This is a genomic window from Streptomyces plumbidurans, assembly GCF_019857225.1.
Taxonomy (GTDB): domain Bacteria; phylum Actinomycetota; class Actinomycetes; order Streptomycetales; family Streptomycetaceae; genus Streptomyces; species Streptomyces plumbidurans.
This window is the reverse complement of the sequence record NZ_JAFJSY010000033.1, coordinates 1-15,870: the sequence shown is the minus strand read 5'-3', so window position 1 is coordinate 15,870 and position 15,870 is coordinate 1. Positions and strand designations below refer to the sequence as shown.

Genomic DNA, 15,870 nt, shown 5'->3' with positions numbered 1-15,870 from the left:
CGCGGGGATCGGTCCTGCCGACGCCCGGGACGCCGCATCGCCCGGGACGTCCTGTCGCCCGGCGCGGCGGAACCCTCGTGGCCCGACACGCCGGCAGGCGGGGCCCTGTTTGGGCTCCGCCTGCCGATGGCCGTGTTGCGGGGATGGGTCCCGGGTCGGTGCTAGGGGCGTCCCCGGTGGCCGCGCAGGTGTTGCGCGATGGGCTTGAGGGCCTTGTCGAGTTCCGCCAGGGCCTCGGGGGACAGCAGGTCCATGAAGTGCCTGCGCACGGACGCCACATGATGGGGGGCGACCTTCTTCATCGTCTCCATGCCGTGCTCGGTCAGCACGGCGTAGAGCCCTCGCCGGTCCGACTCGCAGTTCTCGCGCCTGACCAGGTTCGCGTTCTCCATCCGGGTGATCTGGTGGGAGAGCCTGCTCTTGGACTGGAGGGTGGCGGACGCGAGGTCGCTCATCCGCATCCGTACGTCCTCCGACTCGGAGAGGTTCACCAGGATCTCGTAGTCGTTCATTGTCAGGCCGAACGGCTGCAGGTCCCGCTCGAGCTGGTACGTCAACAGCCTGTTGACCTCCAGGTGGGTGCGCCAGGCGCACTGCTCCGCATCGGTCAGCCAGCGCGTGGCCGTCTCGGTCTCCATGAATGAAGTCTACCTAAAATGTTGAAAGGCGAACTAACGGGGGGTCGTGTGACGGCGCGCATACGTTCGACGTCACACTCCGCAGACTACCGCTCACAGCCCGAAGCGACGCTGGAGGTCCCCCAGCTGTCCGGGAAGGCGCGGTGCGCCGGCTTGCTGTGAAGGACCTGTGTGTGCCCCTCCACCGGGTACTCCCGGCTCGTTCGGAACCGCCCCCGTGGCCTGCTCGGCCATGAGGGTCTCCGAGGACTGGAGCAGGACCGTTCCGGCCCCCACGAACTCGAACTGGTGCTCCTCCCCGGAAGCCCCGCCGAGGCCCGTCATCGCACGTAGACCGCCCATCAGGCCTGTCATGTACGAGTGGTCGTAGTGATGGCACGGCGAGGGGCAGTCGGCCCAGCCGACGAGCGCCTGCGGGTCCACCCGGATCGGGGGTTCCATGAACACCACCGGACCGTTCGACGCGGCCACGAACTTTCCGGTTCCGATGAGGGTCAGAAAACCCGGCACGATCGATTGCTTGAGAGCGAGACTTGGCTGAAAAGCGAGCAAGTTGCCCGAGCGAATGGTCAGGTTGCCGTCTTCGAGGTCGTACGAATTCACGTCGAAGGCCCGGTCGGCGAGCAGCATCTTGCCCGAGCCCTCCGCCACGACCCACTCGCTCGCGTGCAGTGGCGAATGAAAGGACGTACGGACAAGTCGGTCGAGTCGGCCGTGCCCGATGCCGTTGAACTCCATCGAGCCGTAGTAGGCGATCATCTTCCCCTTCTGCAGGAACCACTGGCTCCCCTTGAGCTCCACGCAGAAGGTGTACTTGTTGACGTTGTCGTCGACCGGCAGGGTCATGGGGTCGTAGACCGTCGGGCCGCCGCCCGGAGCCCCGTACATGCTCACAGCTTCTCCTCCGAGGCCTGGACGTACACCGAGCCGTTGCCGCTGAGCTCCAGCTGGAAGGCCTCGCCGGAGCCGCGGCCCACCATGTCCCGCCAGCCCAGCGCGGTGGACAGCTTGTTGCGCACGTCGCCGTGGTGGGCGACGTAGGCCTGCGGGTCGACATGGACCGGGTGCTGCGGGTTGATGGGGATCTCGAAGACGCCGCCGTGAGCCATCACGGCGACCGAGCCGTGGCCCTTCAGCGTGGTCGTGAACAGCCCCTGGCCGGTGACCTGGCCGCGCACCATACCCATCACGCCGCCCTGCGAGCCCATGAACATCGTGCCCTGCTGGAGGGTGCCCTCGAAGGCGAGCAGGCGGTCCGCCTCCACATAGAGGGTGTCGCCGGTGAGGTTGATCACCTGGACGTGGTGGCCGCCGTGCCCGAACAGGACCGTGCCGCTGCCCTCGACGCTCATCAGCGGGGTGGCCTCGTTGGCGACGCGGCGGCCGATCATCGACATGACCCCGCCCTGGCCGCCCTGGATGTTGGGCGTGAAGGTCACCTCGCCCTGGTAGGCGAGCATGGCGCCGCGCTGGCTGAACAGCCGCTGCCCGGGCAGCAGCGTGGCCTCCACCATCTTGGAGTTGATCTCGCGGAAGGGCATCTCAGACGTCCCCCGCGATCGTGTTCCGCTCGCTCGGCTGCACGTACACCAGCCCGTCCCCCTCGAACCTGATCTGGAAGGCCTCCCCGCCGCCCTCGCCGAGGAGGGTGCGGAACGTCACACCGGACTGGAAGGACTGCCGCAGATTGCCCTGGTGCGCGATGTACGCCCCCGGGTCGACGGTGAGCGGGTACTGCGCGCTCACCCTGAGCACCACCGCCGGGCCGTCCGACATGATCGCCGCCTGGCCGTGGCCCTCGACGGTCGTCGTGAACAGCCCGTTGCCCTGCGAGGCGCCGCGCAGTCCGGTGAAGGTCGTGCCGGTCCGCAGGCCGGCGTCGGTCGCGAGCAGATTGCTCGACTCCACATACAGCTTCTCCCCCTGGAGTCCCACGAGGTTGATCTCCGAGGCCCGGTCCGCGAACCAGCACGTGCCGTGCCCCTTCACCTCCATCACGGTCATCTGCTCGCCGGTGAGCCGCCGCGTCACCATCCCGCGCAGCCCCTCACCGCCGCCGCTGAGCTTCTTGAAGGCCATCTGACCGTCGTACGCGACCATCGAGCCGTTCTTCGCCTTCACGGCGTCCCCGGTCATGTCGACGGCGAGCACCTTGCTGCCTTGAAGTCGGAACATCGCCACGCTGCGAAGGTAGCCGCCGGGCGGGCGCGCGGAACAGGGCCCGAAGGGTGGAGAAAACCCCAGACCGGACCCCTAGGGGGCCCGTGAGAGCCCGTTTCGTACGACCCCCCGGCCGGTGCCGGTCCCGGCGTTTGCCAGAATGGACGAACGCTTGTGCATCCGTTCACAAAAAGCGAACCCGTCTCCCACCGAAGGTGACCCGTGGACCTCAAGACCGCCACCGCCCTCCGCCGCCTGCGACTCGTCTCGGCCCCCGAGGCCGTGTCCTTCCTGCTCCTGCTGGTCTGCTCCGTGCTGAAGCGGACCACGGACTTCAACGCGGTGCCGGTGATGGGCATGGTCCACGGCGTGCTCTTCATCCTGTACGTGGTCTTCTGGGCCGACGCCTGGAACCGCACCAAGTGGCCGCTCAAGACCGCGGCGTTCTACTTCGTCCTCTCCGTCCTGCCGACCGGCGGCTTCTTCGCCGAGCGCAAGCTCAAGCGCGCCGCCGAGGACGAGGTCATCGCCTCGCGCGCCCGCCAGGAAGGGGTCGTGAACGCATGATCGTCGCCTTCTCCGTGACGCCGCTGGGCGTCGGCGAGGACGTGGGGGAGTACGTCGCCGACGCCGTCCGGGTCGTCCGCGAGTCCGGTCTGCCCAACCGCACCGACGCCATGTTCACCTCGGTCGAAGGTGAGTGGGACGAGGTCATGGACGTCGTCAGGCGCGCCGTCGCCGTCGTCGAGGAGCGCGCGCCGCGCGTCTCGCTGGTCCTCAAGGCCGACATCCGCCCCGGCGTGAGCGACGGGCTCACCTCCAAGGTGGAGACGGTGGAGCGCCACCTCGCCGAGTAGCCGCGTCCTGGGCGGTGCGCCGTGCGCTGCCGGCGCTCCAAGTCCGCGGTATTGAAGGGCGAGACGGGGCTGACCACCATATGACCGGCCGGTAAGGTCTGTGCCGTGCCGAAGCCGCTCAGCCTTCCCTTCGATCCGATCGCCCGCGCCGACGAGCTCTGGAAGCAGCGCTGGGGAAACGTGCCGTCCATGGCGGCCATCACCTCGATCATGCGTGCCCACCAGATCCTGCTCGCCGAGGTCGACGCGGTGGTCAAGCCGTACGGACTCACGTTCGCGCGGTACGAGGCGCTGGTGCTGCTCACCTTCTCCAAGGAGGGCGAGCTGGCGATGTCGAAGATCGGCGAGCGGCTGATGGTGCACCCCACCTCGGTGACGAACACCGTGGACCGGCTGGTGCGGTCGGGCCTGGTGGCCAAGCGCCCCAACCCCAACGACGGGCGCGGCACGCTCGCGTCCATCACCGGCAAGGGCCGTGAGGTGGTCGAGGCGGCCACCCGCGACCTGATGGCGATGGACTTCGGCCTCGGTGCCTACGACGCCGAGGAGTGCGGGGAGATCTTCGCGATGCTGCGGCCGCTGCGGGTGGCCGCCCACGACTTCGACGAGGACTGACCCGCCCCCGGGACGCGGGCCCGACCCGGCCCAAGATCTCCCGGAACGTGCGGTTACGCTCGACGGCATGAAGAAGAGCGTGCTGACCCGCTATCGCGTCATGGCCTATGTCACCGGTGTCCTGCTGGTCCTGCTGTGCCTGAGCATGATCGCCAAGTACGGCCTGGACGTGGACGGCGCCGCGGACTTCACCCGCGTCGTCGCCATCGCGCACGGCTGGCTCTACGTCGTCTACCTGATCTTCGCCTTCGACCTGGGCTCCAAGGCGAAGTGGCCGGTCGGCAAGCAGCTGTGGGTGCTGCTCGCGGGGACGGTTCCGACGGCCGCGTTCTTCGTCGAGCGCAGGATCACCCACGAGCTTCAGGCCCGGACCGCCGACGAGGCCCCCGCGGTCGCCAAGGCCTGAACGACACCGCCGTACGCCCGTGTGTGCGTACGGCGGTCGCCTCGGCCAATTTAGTTGGACGTCCTAGTACCTCGACATTTATTAGGACGTCCAAGTAAATTGGATCGTATGGACGCTGACGCCATCGAGGAGGGCCGCCGTCGCTGGCAGGCCCGGTACGACGCTTCGCGCAAGCGTGAGGCCGACTTCACCACGCTCTCCGGTGACCCCGTGGAGCCCGCGTACGGACCCCGGCCGGGGGACACGTACGAGGGCTTCGAGCGCATCGGGTGGCCCGGGGAGTACCCCTTCACGCGCGGGCTGTATCCCACCGGATACCGGGGGCGTACGTGGACCATCCGGCAGTTCGCCGGGTTCGGCAACGCCGAGCAGACCAACGAGCGCTACAAGATGATCCTGCGCAATGGCGGCGGCGGTCTGTCCGTCGCCTTCGACATGCCGACGCTCATGGGCCGCGACTCCGACGACCCGCGCTCGCTCGGCGAGGTCGGCCACTGCGGGGTGGCCATCGACTCCGCGGCCGACATGGAGGTCCTGTTCAAGGACATCCCGCTGGGCGATGTGACCACGTCCATGACGATCAGCGGACCGGCCGTGCCCGCCTTCTGCATGTACCTGGTCGCGGCCGAGCGGCAGGGCGTCGACCCCGCCGTGCTCAACGGCACGCTGCAGACGGACATCTTCAAGGAGTACATCGCGCAGAAGGAGTGGCTCTTCCAGCCCGAGCCCCATCTGCGCCTGATCGGCGACCTGATGGAGCACTGCGCCGCCGGCATCCCCGCCTACAAGCCGCTGTCCGTCTCCGGCTACCACATCCGCGAGGCCGGCTCGACGGCCGCGCAGGAGCTGGCGTACACCCTGGCCGACGGGTTCGGGTACGTGGAGCTCGGGCTCAGCCGCGGGCTCGACGTGGACGTGTTCGCCCCCGGCCTGTCCTTCTTCTTCGACGCGCACGTCGACTTCTTCGAGGAGATCGCCAAGTTCCGCGCCGCGCGCCGCATCTGGGCCCGCTGGATGCGCGACGTCTACGGCGCCAAGAGCGAGAAGGCGCAGTGGCTGCGCTTCCACACGCAGACCGCCGGCGTCTCCCTGACCGCGCAGCAGCCGTACAACAACGTCGTGCGTACGGCCGTGGAGGCGCTCGCGGCGGTGCTCGGCGGGACCAACTCGCTGCACACCAACGCCCTGGACGAGACCCTCGCGCTGCCCAGCGAGCAGGCGGCGGAGATCGCGCTGCGCACGCAGCAGGTGCTGATGGAGGAGACCGGCGTCGCCAACGTCGCCGACCCGCTGGGCGGTTCGTGGTTCGTCGAGCAGCTCACCGACCGGATCGAGGCGGACGCCGAGAAGATCTTCGAGCAGATAAAGGAGAGGGGTCTGCGGGCGCATCCCGACGGCAGGCACCCGATCGGCCCGATCACCTCCGGGATCCTGCGCGGCATCGAGGACGGCTGGTTCACCGGCGAGATCGCCGAGTCCGCCTTCCAGTACCAACAGGCGCTGGAGAAGGGCGAGAAGAGGGTCGTGGGCGTGAACGTCCACACCGGGTCCGTCACCGGCGACCTGGAGATCCTGCGCGTCAGCCACGAGGTCGAGCGGGAGCAGGTGCGGGCGCTGGCCGCCCGCAAGGCCGCCCGGGACGACAGCGCCGTGCGCACGGCCCTGGACGCGATGCTGGAGGCGGCCCGCTCCGGCGCCAACATGATCGAGCCGATGCTGGACGCCGTGCGCGCAGAGGCCACCATGGGCGAGATCTGCGGGGTGCTGCGGGACGAGTGGGGGGTGTACACGGAACCCGCGGGGTTCTGAACCAGTCGAGTTCCGAAGCCGCCGCAGGGGCCTCTGACAGTCCGAGGGGCCCCTAGCCGGCCTGGGAGGCCCCCTTCAGGCCCAGCAGCAGTACGCGCGTGAAGTCGCGCACCCATTCCTCGTCGGCCGGCTCCGCGCTCACCAGGGTGCGGTGCACCACCGCGCCGGCCACCACGTCGAAGATCAGGTCGACCGTGCGGGCCGCCTCCACGGGGTCGTTCTCCGGGGGCAGTTCGCCGCGCGCCTGGGCGCGCGCCCGCCCCTCCACGACCAGCCGCTTCTGACGGGTGACGATCGACTCGCGGATACGTTCGCGCAGCGCCTCGTCGCGGGTCCCTTCGGCGACCACCGCCATCAGGCCGCTCCTGGCCTCCGGGCGGGCCAGGATCGCCGCGAACTGCAGGACCACGCCCTCGATGTCGGCGGCGAGGGTGCCGCGGTCGGGCAGGGCGAGCTCGTCGAAGAGCTCCGCCACCGCGTCGACCACCAACTCGTTCTTGCCCGCCCAGCGACGGTAGAGGGTCGTCTTCGCAACCCCGGCGCGCGTCGCCACGTCTCCCAGGGTGAGCTTCGACCAGCCCAGCTCCACCAGCGCCTCCCGCGTGGCCGCGAGGATCGCGGCATCGGCCTCGACGCTGCGCGGGCGTCCCGAGGCACGGGTGGCGGGGGTGCGGCTCTGCATCCATCGACCATAACCGGCCGTTCTCGTGAAGCCGTGAGGGAGATCACCGGGGGGTGGTCGCGGACGGGCACCCGAAGCCATTACGCTACGACTCGTAGCGAAACCACTGGCGTGGCGCGGGGTGGGGACCCGGCGCGGAACACAACGCAGTACGACCGGCTTTCACACGGCTTTTCACACACCGCGGGCGGACGGGGGAGGATAGACGCATGCAGCCACGGAACATGTCCATGAGCGGAGTCGTCGACCTCGCCGCGGTGAAGGCGGCCCAGGAGGCCAAGGCGAAGGCGGAGCAGGCGCGCGCCGAAGCCGCGCGGCAGGGCGGCGGCCCGGGTGCCGTCTCTCCGGCCGACCTGGTGATCGACGTAGACGAGGCCGGATTCGAGAACGACGTCCTGCAGCGGTCCACCGAGGTGCCCGTCGTCATCGACTTCTGGGCCGAGTGGTGCGAGCCCTGCAAGCAGTTGAGCCCCGTGCTCGAACGGCTCGCCGTCGAGTACAACGGCCGCTTCCTGCTCGCAAAGGTCGACGTCGACGCCAATCAGATGCTGATGCAGCAGTTCGGGATCCAGGGCATCCCGGCGGTCTTCGCGGTCGTCGCCGGGCAGGCGCTGCCGCTCTTCCAGGGGGCGGCCGGCGAGGCCCAGATCCGCCAGACCCTGGACCAGCTGGTGCAGGTGGCCGAGCAGCGCTTCGGTCTGACCGGCCTGACGGTCGACCCGGACGCCGAGCCGGGCGGCGGCCCCGCCGCGGCCGAGACGGCTCCGGCCGGGCCGTACGACGCGCTCCTCGAGGCGGCCGTGCGAGCCCTGGACTCGGGCGACCTGGCCGGCGCGGTGCAGGCGTACAAGAACGTGCTGAGCGAGGACCCGGGCCACCCCGAGGCCAAACTCGGGCTCTCCCAGGCCGAGTTGCTCCAGCGGGTGCAGGGTCTTGACCCGCAGCAGGTGCGCAGGGACGCCGCGGACCGGCCGGGCGACGCCCAGGCGCAGATCGCCGCGGCCGATCTGGATCTCGTCGGCGGTCATGTCGAGGACGCCTTCGGGCGGCTCATCGACACGGTCCGGCGCACGGCGGGTGACGAGCGGGACACGGTACGGGTGCGACTGCTGGAGCTTTTTGAGGTTGTCGGGACCGATGATCCGAGAGTGGCGTCGTCACGCAGGGCACTCGCGCGCGCACTCTTCTAGCAGGGCGTGGGGCCGGTTCTGACCAGTCGCTAAACGCTGGGGCATGTGATGCCCAAGTGAAAGATTTGCCGACGGAACGTCAGTGCGGCCGTGCTTTACCAAAACTTGGTAAACGCGGCCGCTGTTACTGCCAGTAAGTTCCGAGCGTTGATCTGTCGGTTTCTGTCCAATGATCAATGGTTTTGTCTGCGCCCCCGGCAGCACCCTCCGTCGTCGGCCGAGACCTGTGGGTCGTCCTTCGGTTATCCGGCCGTTACTACCCAGTAACGAAGCCCCTTGTGCGGGCGGCGAGAATGCACCACGATCGGCGACGCTCGGTCCTATCCCGTACCCCGACAGCCGGTTGGGTCGCGGGAGATCCTGGGTCCCCACCGAGCAGAGCCGACGTCCCTGACGCCGGCTCTTGGGCAGGGGGGTCTTCGTCCAGGCGGCGAAGCCTGTCCAGCAAGGTTGTGCGTGATGCGTGTCAGGCGCGACCAGTGGTTGTCGCTCGGGGGTGATCGCCGGTGATCGGTGCGCGGTTCGCGCCTCCGAGACAGGCGCTCTCCTTCCCGAGGACGTAGCACTTCTCCCATCCCTGCCCGGCCGAGCCGCCGACAAAGGGGCGGTCGGGACCAGGAGATGTACGTCCGAGAAGGAGGAAATATGGAGTCCCAGGTGCGTGGCGGGACCAGATGGAAGCGGTTCGCTGTGGTCATGGTGCCCAGCGTCGCCGCTACGGCCGCGATAGGTGTCGCCCTCGCGCAGGGCGCTCTCGCCGCGTCATTCAGCGTGTCCGGCCAGCAGTTCAAGGTGACGGCCGACCAGCTGACCGGCACCGGCTTCTCGCAGTACGGCGCCGTTGACTCGGGGTACACCCTCGACGGCAAGAAGACGGCCCACCCGGTCGCCGTCTCGGCGTTCAAGTCCGCGTCGATCAAGGACCTGTGCCAGTCCGTGGTCACCCCGGACATCCCGGTGATCGGCACCGTCAGCCTCGTGCTGAAGGCGGGCGGTGGCAGCACCCCCGTCGAGGCCGACAACCTGTACATCGACCTCGATGACCTGAGCGCCGACGCGACGTTCAAGAACATCGACATCGGTGTGGCCGCCAAGGACGCCAGCAAGGGTCCCGGCATTCACAGCGGTGACGCCGCGAACCCGAACGGGTTCGCGCAGCAGGCCGACTCGGCCACGCTGAGCGGTGTGAAGCAGACGGCGTGGGCGACCACCGCCGGAACCTTCAAGCTCAGCGGGCTGAAGATGTCCGTGAAGACGGGTACGCACGAGTGCTACTAGGCGCTCGTTGACGGGCGGGGGAGCCGATGGCGCCCCCGCCCGTCACCCTTCCAGGGCTGTCTTCACACGTACTACAACCCACCACCACAGCACCATCACCACAGCAAAGCCGCACCAGGGAGCTGTATTCCATGAGCGCCGAGACTCCTGCCGAGCCCGCCGGCCAGTTCAGCCGCCGGAGGGTGCAGTTCCGCGCCTGGCGGGGCACGCGGCCGTTCTGGGCCGGCCTGTTCGTCATGCTGGCCGGACTCCCCATCGCCTACTTCCCGTACGCCCACCTCCAGGTGGGGCACCTGACGCTGGCGATGGCCACCACCGCCGGTGCCGGGTCCCTGATCATCGGGGTGCTGCTGGTCGTCCTGGGCTTCAGCCTCTGGTTCCAGAAGCACGTGCGTACCTTCGCGGGTATCGCGGCGATCCTTCTGGGGCTGGTGTCCATCCCCGTGTCCAACCTCGGTGGATTCCTCCTGGGCTTCCTGCTCTCGCTGATCGGCGGATCCATGGCCGTGGCCTGGGCGCCGGGCGAGCCGCCCGTGGAGGAGGAGCGGGAGGACACGCCGGGTACGGGCGGTGCTCCGCAGGCCATGGACACGGACACCACCATCCTCAAGCCCGTGGTGGGCGAGCCGCACGATCTGTCAGGAACGAGCCCGGCCAACGGGGTGAACGGGAGGCACAGTGCCGGCTGACGAGGTGATCCACGGGGCTGATGTGGACGAGTCCCGTGAGAGAACCAGGGCCCGCCACGCGGCTCCCAAGAAGCCGTTGTTCACCAGGTTCCACATGCCTGCGGGCAAGGCGATAGCCATGGCCGCGATGCCGACCGCGGTGCTCGTGGGCATGGGCTTCACGTCCTCGCTCGCCCTCGCGGCCGGGGGTGGCGGTACGCCGTCCCCGACGGCGAAGAGCCTGACGGCGGACGAGTACAAGGACTGTGTCGCCGCCCTCGGCGACGACGCCTCGGCCTCGCCGTCGCCCTCCGCCTCAAAGAGCAAGGACGACAAGGCCTCGCCCTCGCCGTCCGCGTCGGACTCCTCGAAGGACTCCTCGGATTCCTCGAAGAGCCCCTCCGGCTCGGACAAGGCGGACTCGTCGGACTCCGGTTCGGGCGACAAGGCGACGCCTTCGCCGTCCGCGTCGGGCAGTTCGAGCAAGGACACGTCGAGCGGTTCCACCGCCTCGTCGAGCCCCTCGGCGTCCGCGAGCAGCGGAGGCGGTCTGCTGGGCGGCCTCGGTGACGCGCTCGGCGGTCTGCTGGGCGGCGGCAGCGACAGCTCCTCGCCGAGCGCGAGCGCGACACCGTCCGCGTCCGCCACGCCGAGCGCGAGCGCGTCCTCGGACTCGTCCGGCAAGGGTCTCGCGGGCACCGTCAAGGACACGACCAAGAAGGTCACCGACACGGTCGACGGCACCGTGAAGGACACGACCGACAAGGTCTCCAAGGCGGTGGACGACGCCACCAAGGCGGCCGAGAAGGCGGCCGATTCGGCCACCAAGGCGGCCGACCCCTCGCCGAGTTCGAGCGCGGACGCGGGGGACTGCCCCACCGCCACGGACGACGAGGGCGGCGTCGACAACAAGGTGCCGGTGGCGGACGACCCCTGGTACCTGAGCGCCAGCTCGCTGACCCTGAAGGGCGCCGACTACCAGGGCGTCGTCAAGGTGAGGACGGCCAACGGCACCACCAAGAAGGTGCTCAAGTACGTCGTCTCCGGCGGCACCGACATCGGCGACCTGCACCAGACGGTCAAGGACAAGCAGCAGGGCAAGACGTACCACGTCCAGGCCGGCTCGGGCACGACGTCCACGATCCGTGACGGCGACACGACGATGTACACGGAGTCCATCTCCGGGAACCTGTTCGGGCTCATCCCGATCACGTTCACGCCCGGCTTCCCGCCGCCGCTGAACATCCCGCTGATCTACTTCACCAACGTGAAGGTCGTCCAGGCCGCGCAGTTCGGCGGAACCCTGCACGTGCCGGGTATGCACGTGTACACGACCGACGGAATCGGCTGAGCGCCACGCACAGGCCCGTTCGGGAGCCGCACAAGCGCTGAGGGCGCCCCCTGTCGCAGGGGGCGCCCTCAGCGGCGTACAGGAGCCTTCAAGGCCCCGTGCGGATACGTCAGTTGCTGCCGCCGCCGATGTGGTGCACCCGGAGCATGTTGGTGGTGCCGGGGACGCCGGGGGGTGAACCGGCGGTGATGATGACGATCTCGCCGGGGTTGAAGCGGTTGATCTTGGCGATCTCCTGGTCGACCATGTCGACCATCTCGTCCGTGGTGTTCACGAACGGCACCACGTGCGACTCCACGCCCCAGCTGAGGGTGAGCTGGTTGCGGGTGTTCTCGTCGGTGGTGAAGGCGATGATCGGCTGCTGGGCGCGGTAGCGCGACAGCCGGCGGGCGGTGTCGCCGGACTGCGTGAAGGCCACCAGGCCCCGGCCGCCGAGGAAGTCGGCGATCTCGCAGGCGGCACGGGCGACCGAACCGCCCTGCGTGCGCGGCTTCTTGCCCGGCACCAGCGGCTGCAGGCCCTTGGAGAGCAGCTCCTCCTCGGCCGCGGTCACGATCTTCGACATCGTCTTCACGGTCTCGACCGGGTACGCGCCCACGCTCGACTCGGCGGACAGCATGACCGCGTCGGCGCCGTCCAGGATCGCGTTGGCGACGTCGGACGCCTCGGCGCGCGTGGGACGGGAGTTGGTGATCATCGACTCCATCATCTGGGTCGCCACGATCACCGGCTTGGCGTTGCGGCGGCACAGCTCGATGAGGCGCTTCTGCACCATCGGGACCTTCTCGAGCGGGTACTCCACGGCCAGGTCGCCACGGGCCACCATGACGGCGTCGAAGGCCATCACGACGCCCTCCATGTTCTGCACCGCCTGCGGCTTCTCCACCTTGGCGATGACGGGGACCCGGCGGCCCTCCTCGTCCATCACCTTGTGGACGTCGTCGACGTCCTTGGCGTCCCGCACGAAGGACAGCGCGACCATGTCGCAGCCCATGCGCAGCGCGAAGCGGAGGTCCTCGACGTCCTTCTCGGACAACGCGGGCACGTTGACGGCCGCGCCGGGCAGGTTGATGCCCTTGTGGTCGGAGACGACGCCGCCCTCGATGACGATCGTCTTCACCCGCGGGCCCTCGACGTCCAGGACCTTCAGCTCGACGTTGCCGTCGTTGATCAGGATCTGGTCGCCGCGGTCGACGTCGCCGGGCAGGCCCTTGTACGTCGTACCGCAGACGGACTTGTCGCCCTGGACGTCCTCGGTCGTGATGACGAACTCGTCACCGCGCTCGAGCTCGACCGGGCCCTCGGCGAAGGTCTCGAGGCGGATCTTCGGGCCCTGCAGGTCGGCGAGGACGCCGATGGCCCGGCCGGTCTCCTTGGACGCGGCCCTGACGCGGTCGTACCGCCCCTGGTGCTCGGCGTGGGAGCCGTGGCTGAAGTTGAACCTGGCCACATTCATTCCGGCCTCGATCATCGAGACCAGCATTTCGTGGGAGTCGACCGCGGGGCCGAGAGTACAGACGATTTTCGAACGGCGCATGGGGCGATCCTATCGGTTTGTTTCGCCGCGGAATATTCCGTCTGGCGGAAGATACAAATGGGCGGCCGGGTGCTCAGTTGCCCACCCGGGGCAGCCGCATATCGTCACCCTTCGACCAGGGCGAAGGTCTGCGTCGCGATTTCCAGTTCTTCGTCGGTCGGCACCACGGCGATCTTCACCCGTGCGTCCTCGGGGGAGATCAGCCGCGGCTCGTCACTGCGCACGGCGTTCAGTGCGCCGTCCACCGCGAGGCCCAGGATCTCCAGGCCCGCGACGGCCGCCTCCCGCACCGGCGCGGCGTTCTCGCCGACTCCGGCGGTGAACGCGATCGCGTCCACCGTACCGAGAACGGCGCAATAGGCGCCTATGTACTTCTTCAGACGGTGAATGTAGATGTCGAAGGCGAGCTGTGCTTGAGCGTCGCCCTCGTCGATACGACGTCGTATCTCCCGCATGTCGTTGTCGCCGCACAGGCCGACCAGCCCGCTCTTCTTGTTGAGAAGAGTGTCGATTTCATCGATGGACATTCCGCCAACACGCGCCAAATGGAAGATGACGGCGGGATCGGCGTCCCCCGAGCGCGTACCCATCACCAGTCCCTCCAAAGGCGTCAGCCCCATGGAGGTGTCCACGCACCTGCCGCCCCGCACGGCGGAGGCGGACGCGCCGTTGCCCAGGTGCAGCACGATCACGTTCACCTCCTCCGGGGCCCTGCCGAGCAGCTTCGCGGTCGCCCGGGACACATAGGCGTGCGAGGTGCCGTGGAAGCCGTAGCGCCTGATGCGGTGCTCGTCGGCGGTGCGCACGTCGATCGCGTAGCGGGCGGCCGACTCCGGCATCGTGGTGTGGAAGGCGGTGTCGAAGACCGCGACCTGCGGCAGGTCCGGGCGCAGCGCTTGGGCCGTGCGGATGCCGGTGAGGTTCGCCGGGTTGTGCAGCGGTGCCACCGGGATCAGCCGTTCGATCTCGGCGAGCACGGCCTCGTCGACCACGGTCGGCTCGGTGAACCGCTTCCCGCCGTGCACCACCCGGTGGCCGATCGCGGCCAGTTCCGGCGAGTCGAGCCCCAGCCCGTCCCTCGCCAGCTCCTGCGACACGGCCTTGAGCGCCGCCTCGTGGTCGGCGACCGGGGCGTTCCACTCGCGCGTCTCGCCGCCCCGGGCCAGCGGTGTGTGCCGAAGCCGCGAGGTCTCCTCGCCGATCCGCTCGACGAGCCCCGCGGCCAGCCTGCTGCTGTCGCGCATGTCGAGCAGCTGGTACTTCACCGACGAGGAGCCGGAGTTGAGGACGAGGACGCGGGACGGGCTCACTGGGCGGTTGCCTTCTCGTTCGGGTGCTGGGCCTGGATGGCCGTGATGGCGACGGTGTTGACGATGTCCGAGACGAGGGCGCCCCGGGAGAGGTCGTTGACCGGCTTGCGCAGGCCCTGCAGCACCGGGCCGACCGCGATCGCGCCGGCCGAACGCTGCACGGCCTTGTAGGTGTTGTTGCCGGTGTTCAGGTCGGGGAAGATCAACACGCTTGCCTGACCGGCGACTTCGGAGTCCGGCAGCTTGGTGGCCGCGACACTCGGCTCCACGGCGGCGTCGTACTGGATCGGCCCCTCGATCCTCAGGTCGGGCCGCCGCGAGCGCACCAGATCGGTGGCCTCGCGCACCTTGTCCACGTCCGCGCCCGTGCCGGAGGTGCCCGTGGAGTACGACAGCATCGCGATCCGCGGCTCCACGCCGAACTGCGCGGCCGTGGCGGCCGACTGGATGGCGATGTCGGCGAGCTGCCGCGCGTCCGGGTCCGGGTTCACGGCGCAGTCGCCGTAGGCCAGGACCTTGTCGGCGAGGCACATGAAGAAGACGGACGAGACGATGGCGGTGTCCGGCTTCGTCTTGATGATCTCGAAGGCGGGCCGGATGGTCGCCGCCGTCGAGTGGACCGAGCCCGACACCATGCCGTCGGCCAGGCCCTCCTGCACCATCAGCGTGCCGAAGTAGTTGACGTCCGAGACGACGTCGTACGCCAGCTCCACGGTGACGCCCTTGTGGGCGCGCAGCAGGGCGTACTGCTCGGCGAAGGAGTCGCGCAGCTCGCTGGTGGCCGGGTCGATCAGCTGCGAGTCGCCCAGGTCGATGCCGAGGTCGGCGGCCTTCTTGCGGATCTGCTCGACCGGCCCGAGCAGGGTCAGGTCGCACACGCCGCGGCGCAGCAGCACCTCGGCCGCGTGCAGGACGCGCTCCTCGGTGCCCTCCGGGAGGACGACCCGGCGCTTGTCGGAGCGGGCCTGTTCGAGCAGCTTGTGCTCGAACATCATCGGCGTGAGCCGGTCGCTGCTCGGCGCGGAGACCCTTTTCAGCAGCTCGCCCGTGTCGGCGTAGCGCTCGAAGAGGCCGAGCGCGGTCTCCGCCTTGCGCGGGGTGGCCGCGTTCAACTTCCCCTCCAGGGAGAAGAGTTCGGCGGCCGTGGGAAAGCTGGTGCCGGCCACCGAGAGCACCGGCGTGCCCGGCGCGAGCCGGGCGGCGAGGGTGAGGATCTCCTCGGGCGGCACCTCGTTCAGGGTGAGCAGCACACCGGCGATCGGCGGGGTGCCGGCGCTGTGCGCGGCCAGCGAGCCCACCACCAGGTCGGCGCGGTCCCCGGGGGTGACGACCAGGCAGCCCGGGGTCAGGGCGGTGAGGAAGTTCGGCA

Annotated in this window: 17 protein-coding genes; 9 read left to right on the top strand and 8 right to left on the bottom strand. The window is 69.1% G+C overall.

Features of this window, described 5'->3' with window-relative positions; genetic code table 11:
* Window positions 1-161: 161 nt before the first annotated feature.
* From JYK17_RS21505 to JYK17_RS21490, 4 genes are all read right to left on the bottom strand, one after another.
* The gene (locus JYK17_RS21505) at window positions 162-638 is read right to left on the bottom strand and encodes a MarR family winged helix-turn-helix transcriptional regulator (protein WP_108014932.1); all 477 of its coding nucleotides are present in this window, start codon (window positions 636-638) and stop codon (window positions 162-164) included.
* A 93-nt stretch (window positions 639-731) separates the two neighbouring features.
* Window positions 732-1,526: an AIM24 family protein gene (locus tag JYK17_RS21500; RefSeq protein ID WP_108014933.1), complete on the bottom strand. Its 795-nt coding sequence runs from the start codon at window positions 1,524-1,526 to the stop codon at window positions 732-734.
* A 2-nt stretch (window positions 1,527-1,528) separates the two neighbouring features.
* Window positions 1,529-2,179 carry an AIM24 family protein gene (locus tag JYK17_RS21495; protein WP_108014934.1) on the bottom strand — a complete coding sequence of 217 codons (651 nt, stop codon included), beginning with the start codon at window positions 2,177-2,179 and terminating at the stop codon, window positions 1,529-1,531.
* A gap of 1 nt (window position 2,180) precedes the next feature.
* The gene (locus JYK17_RS21490) at window positions 2,181-2,813 is read right to left on the bottom strand and encodes an AIM24 family protein (protein ID WP_108014935.1); all 633 of its coding nucleotides are present in this window, start codon (window positions 2,811-2,813) and stop codon (window positions 2,181-2,183) included.
* A 207-nt stretch (window positions 2,814-3,020) separates the two neighbouring features.
* Here JYK17_RS21490 and JYK17_RS21485 point away from each other — a divergent pair, with 207 nt between their 5' ends.
* The 5 genes from JYK17_RS21485 to icmA all read left to right on the top strand — a co-directional run bounded on the left by JYK17_RS21485 (window position 3,021) and on the right by icmA (window position 6,485).
* Entirely contained in the window at window positions 3,021-3,365 is a 345-nt protein-coding gene (locus JYK17_RS21485; protein ID WP_128801910.1) for a DUF3817 domain-containing protein, read from the top strand.
* On the top strand, window positions 3,362-3,655 hold the full coding sequence (locus JYK17_RS21480) for an MTH1187 family thiamine-binding protein (protein ID WP_108014937.1): 294 nt from the start codon (window positions 3,362-3,364) through the stop codon (window positions 3,653-3,655). Before JYK17_RS21485 ends, JYK17_RS21480 begins: the two co-directional genes overlap by 4 nt.
* A 105-nt stretch (window positions 3,656-3,760) precedes the next feature.
* Window positions 3,761-4,270: a MarR family winged helix-turn-helix transcriptional regulator gene (locus tag JYK17_RS21475; protein ID WP_108014938.1), complete on the top strand. Its 510-nt coding sequence runs from the start codon at window positions 3,761-3,763 to the stop codon at window positions 4,268-4,270.
* A gap of 67 nt (window positions 4,271-4,337) precedes the next feature.
* Window positions 4,338-4,676 (top strand): DUF3817 domain-containing protein, encoded by a 339-nt coding sequence (locus JYK17_RS21470; protein ID WP_108014939.1) that lies wholly within the window; start codon window positions 4,338-4,340, stop codon window positions 4,674-4,676.
* 108 nt (window positions 4,677-4,784) lie between these two features.
* Complete coding sequence (icmA, locus tag JYK17_RS21465; protein ID WP_128801908.1) at window positions 4,785-6,485, top strand: coenzyme B12-dependent isobutyryl-CoA mutase large subunit; 1,701 nt, start codon at window positions 4,785-4,787, stop codon at window positions 6,483-6,485.
* A 52-nt stretch (window positions 6,486-6,537) separates the two neighbouring features.
* Here the strand turns inward: icmA and JYK17_RS21460 are convergent, their stop codons facing one another.
* Window positions 6,538-7,167 carry a TetR/AcrR family transcriptional regulator gene (locus tag JYK17_RS21460; protein ID WP_108014941.1) on the bottom strand — a complete coding sequence of 210 codons (630 nt, stop codon included), beginning with the start codon at window positions 7,165-7,167 and terminating at the stop codon, window positions 6,538-6,540.
* A 209-nt stretch (window positions 7,168-7,376) separates the two neighbouring features.
* Here JYK17_RS21460 and JYK17_RS21455 point away from each other — a divergent pair, with 209 nt between their 5' ends.
* The 4 genes from JYK17_RS21455 to JYK17_RS21440 all read left to right on the top strand — a co-directional run bounded on the left by JYK17_RS21455 (window position 7,377) and on the right by JYK17_RS21440 (window position 11,654).
* Window positions 7,377-8,357 carry a tetratricopeptide repeat protein gene (locus JYK17_RS21455; protein WP_128801907.1) on the top strand — a complete coding sequence of 327 codons (981 nt, stop codon included), beginning with the start codon at window positions 7,377-7,379 and terminating at the stop codon, window positions 8,355-8,357.
* Window positions 8,358-9,002: 645 nt separating this feature from the next.
* Window positions 9,003-9,635, top strand: a complete 633-nt coding sequence (locus JYK17_RS21450; protein ID WP_108014943.1) for a DUF6230 family protein — start codon at window positions 9,003-9,005, stop codon at window positions 9,633-9,635.
* Between the two features lie 131 nt (window positions 9,636-9,766).
* Window positions 9,767-10,324, top strand: a complete 558-nt coding sequence (locus JYK17_RS21445; protein ID WP_108014944.1) for a DUF6114 domain-containing protein — start codon at window positions 9,767-9,769, stop codon at window positions 10,322-10,324.
* Complete coding sequence (locus tag JYK17_RS21440) at window positions 10,314-11,654, top strand: hypothetical protein (RefSeq protein WP_222811014.1); 1,341 nt, start codon at window positions 10,314-10,316, stop codon at window positions 11,652-11,654. The genes JYK17_RS21445 and JYK17_RS21440 overlap by 11 nt, the downstream gene beginning before the upstream one ends.
* Window positions 11,655-11,763: 109 nt before the next feature.
* Here the strand turns inward: JYK17_RS21440 and pyk are convergent, their stop codons facing one another.
* The 3 genes from pyk to pta form a co-directional block, all read right to left on the bottom strand.
* Window positions 11,764-13,191 (bottom strand): pyruvate kinase, encoded by a 1,428-nt coding sequence (pyk, locus tag JYK17_RS21435; protein WP_108014946.1) that lies wholly within the window; start codon window positions 13,189-13,191, stop codon window positions 11,764-11,766.
* 104 nt (window positions 13,192-13,295) lie between these two features.
* Window positions 13,296-14,501, bottom strand: a complete 1,206-nt coding sequence (locus JYK17_RS21430; RefSeq protein WP_108014947.1) for an acetate kinase — start codon at window positions 14,499-14,501, stop codon at window positions 13,296-13,298.
* The coding region (gene pta / locus JYK17_RS21425) for a phosphate acetyltransferase (RefSeq protein ID WP_222811013.1) at window positions 14,498-15,870 on the bottom strand (1,373 nt) is incomplete at its 5' end. The genes pta and JYK17_RS21430, both read right to left, overlap by 4 nt.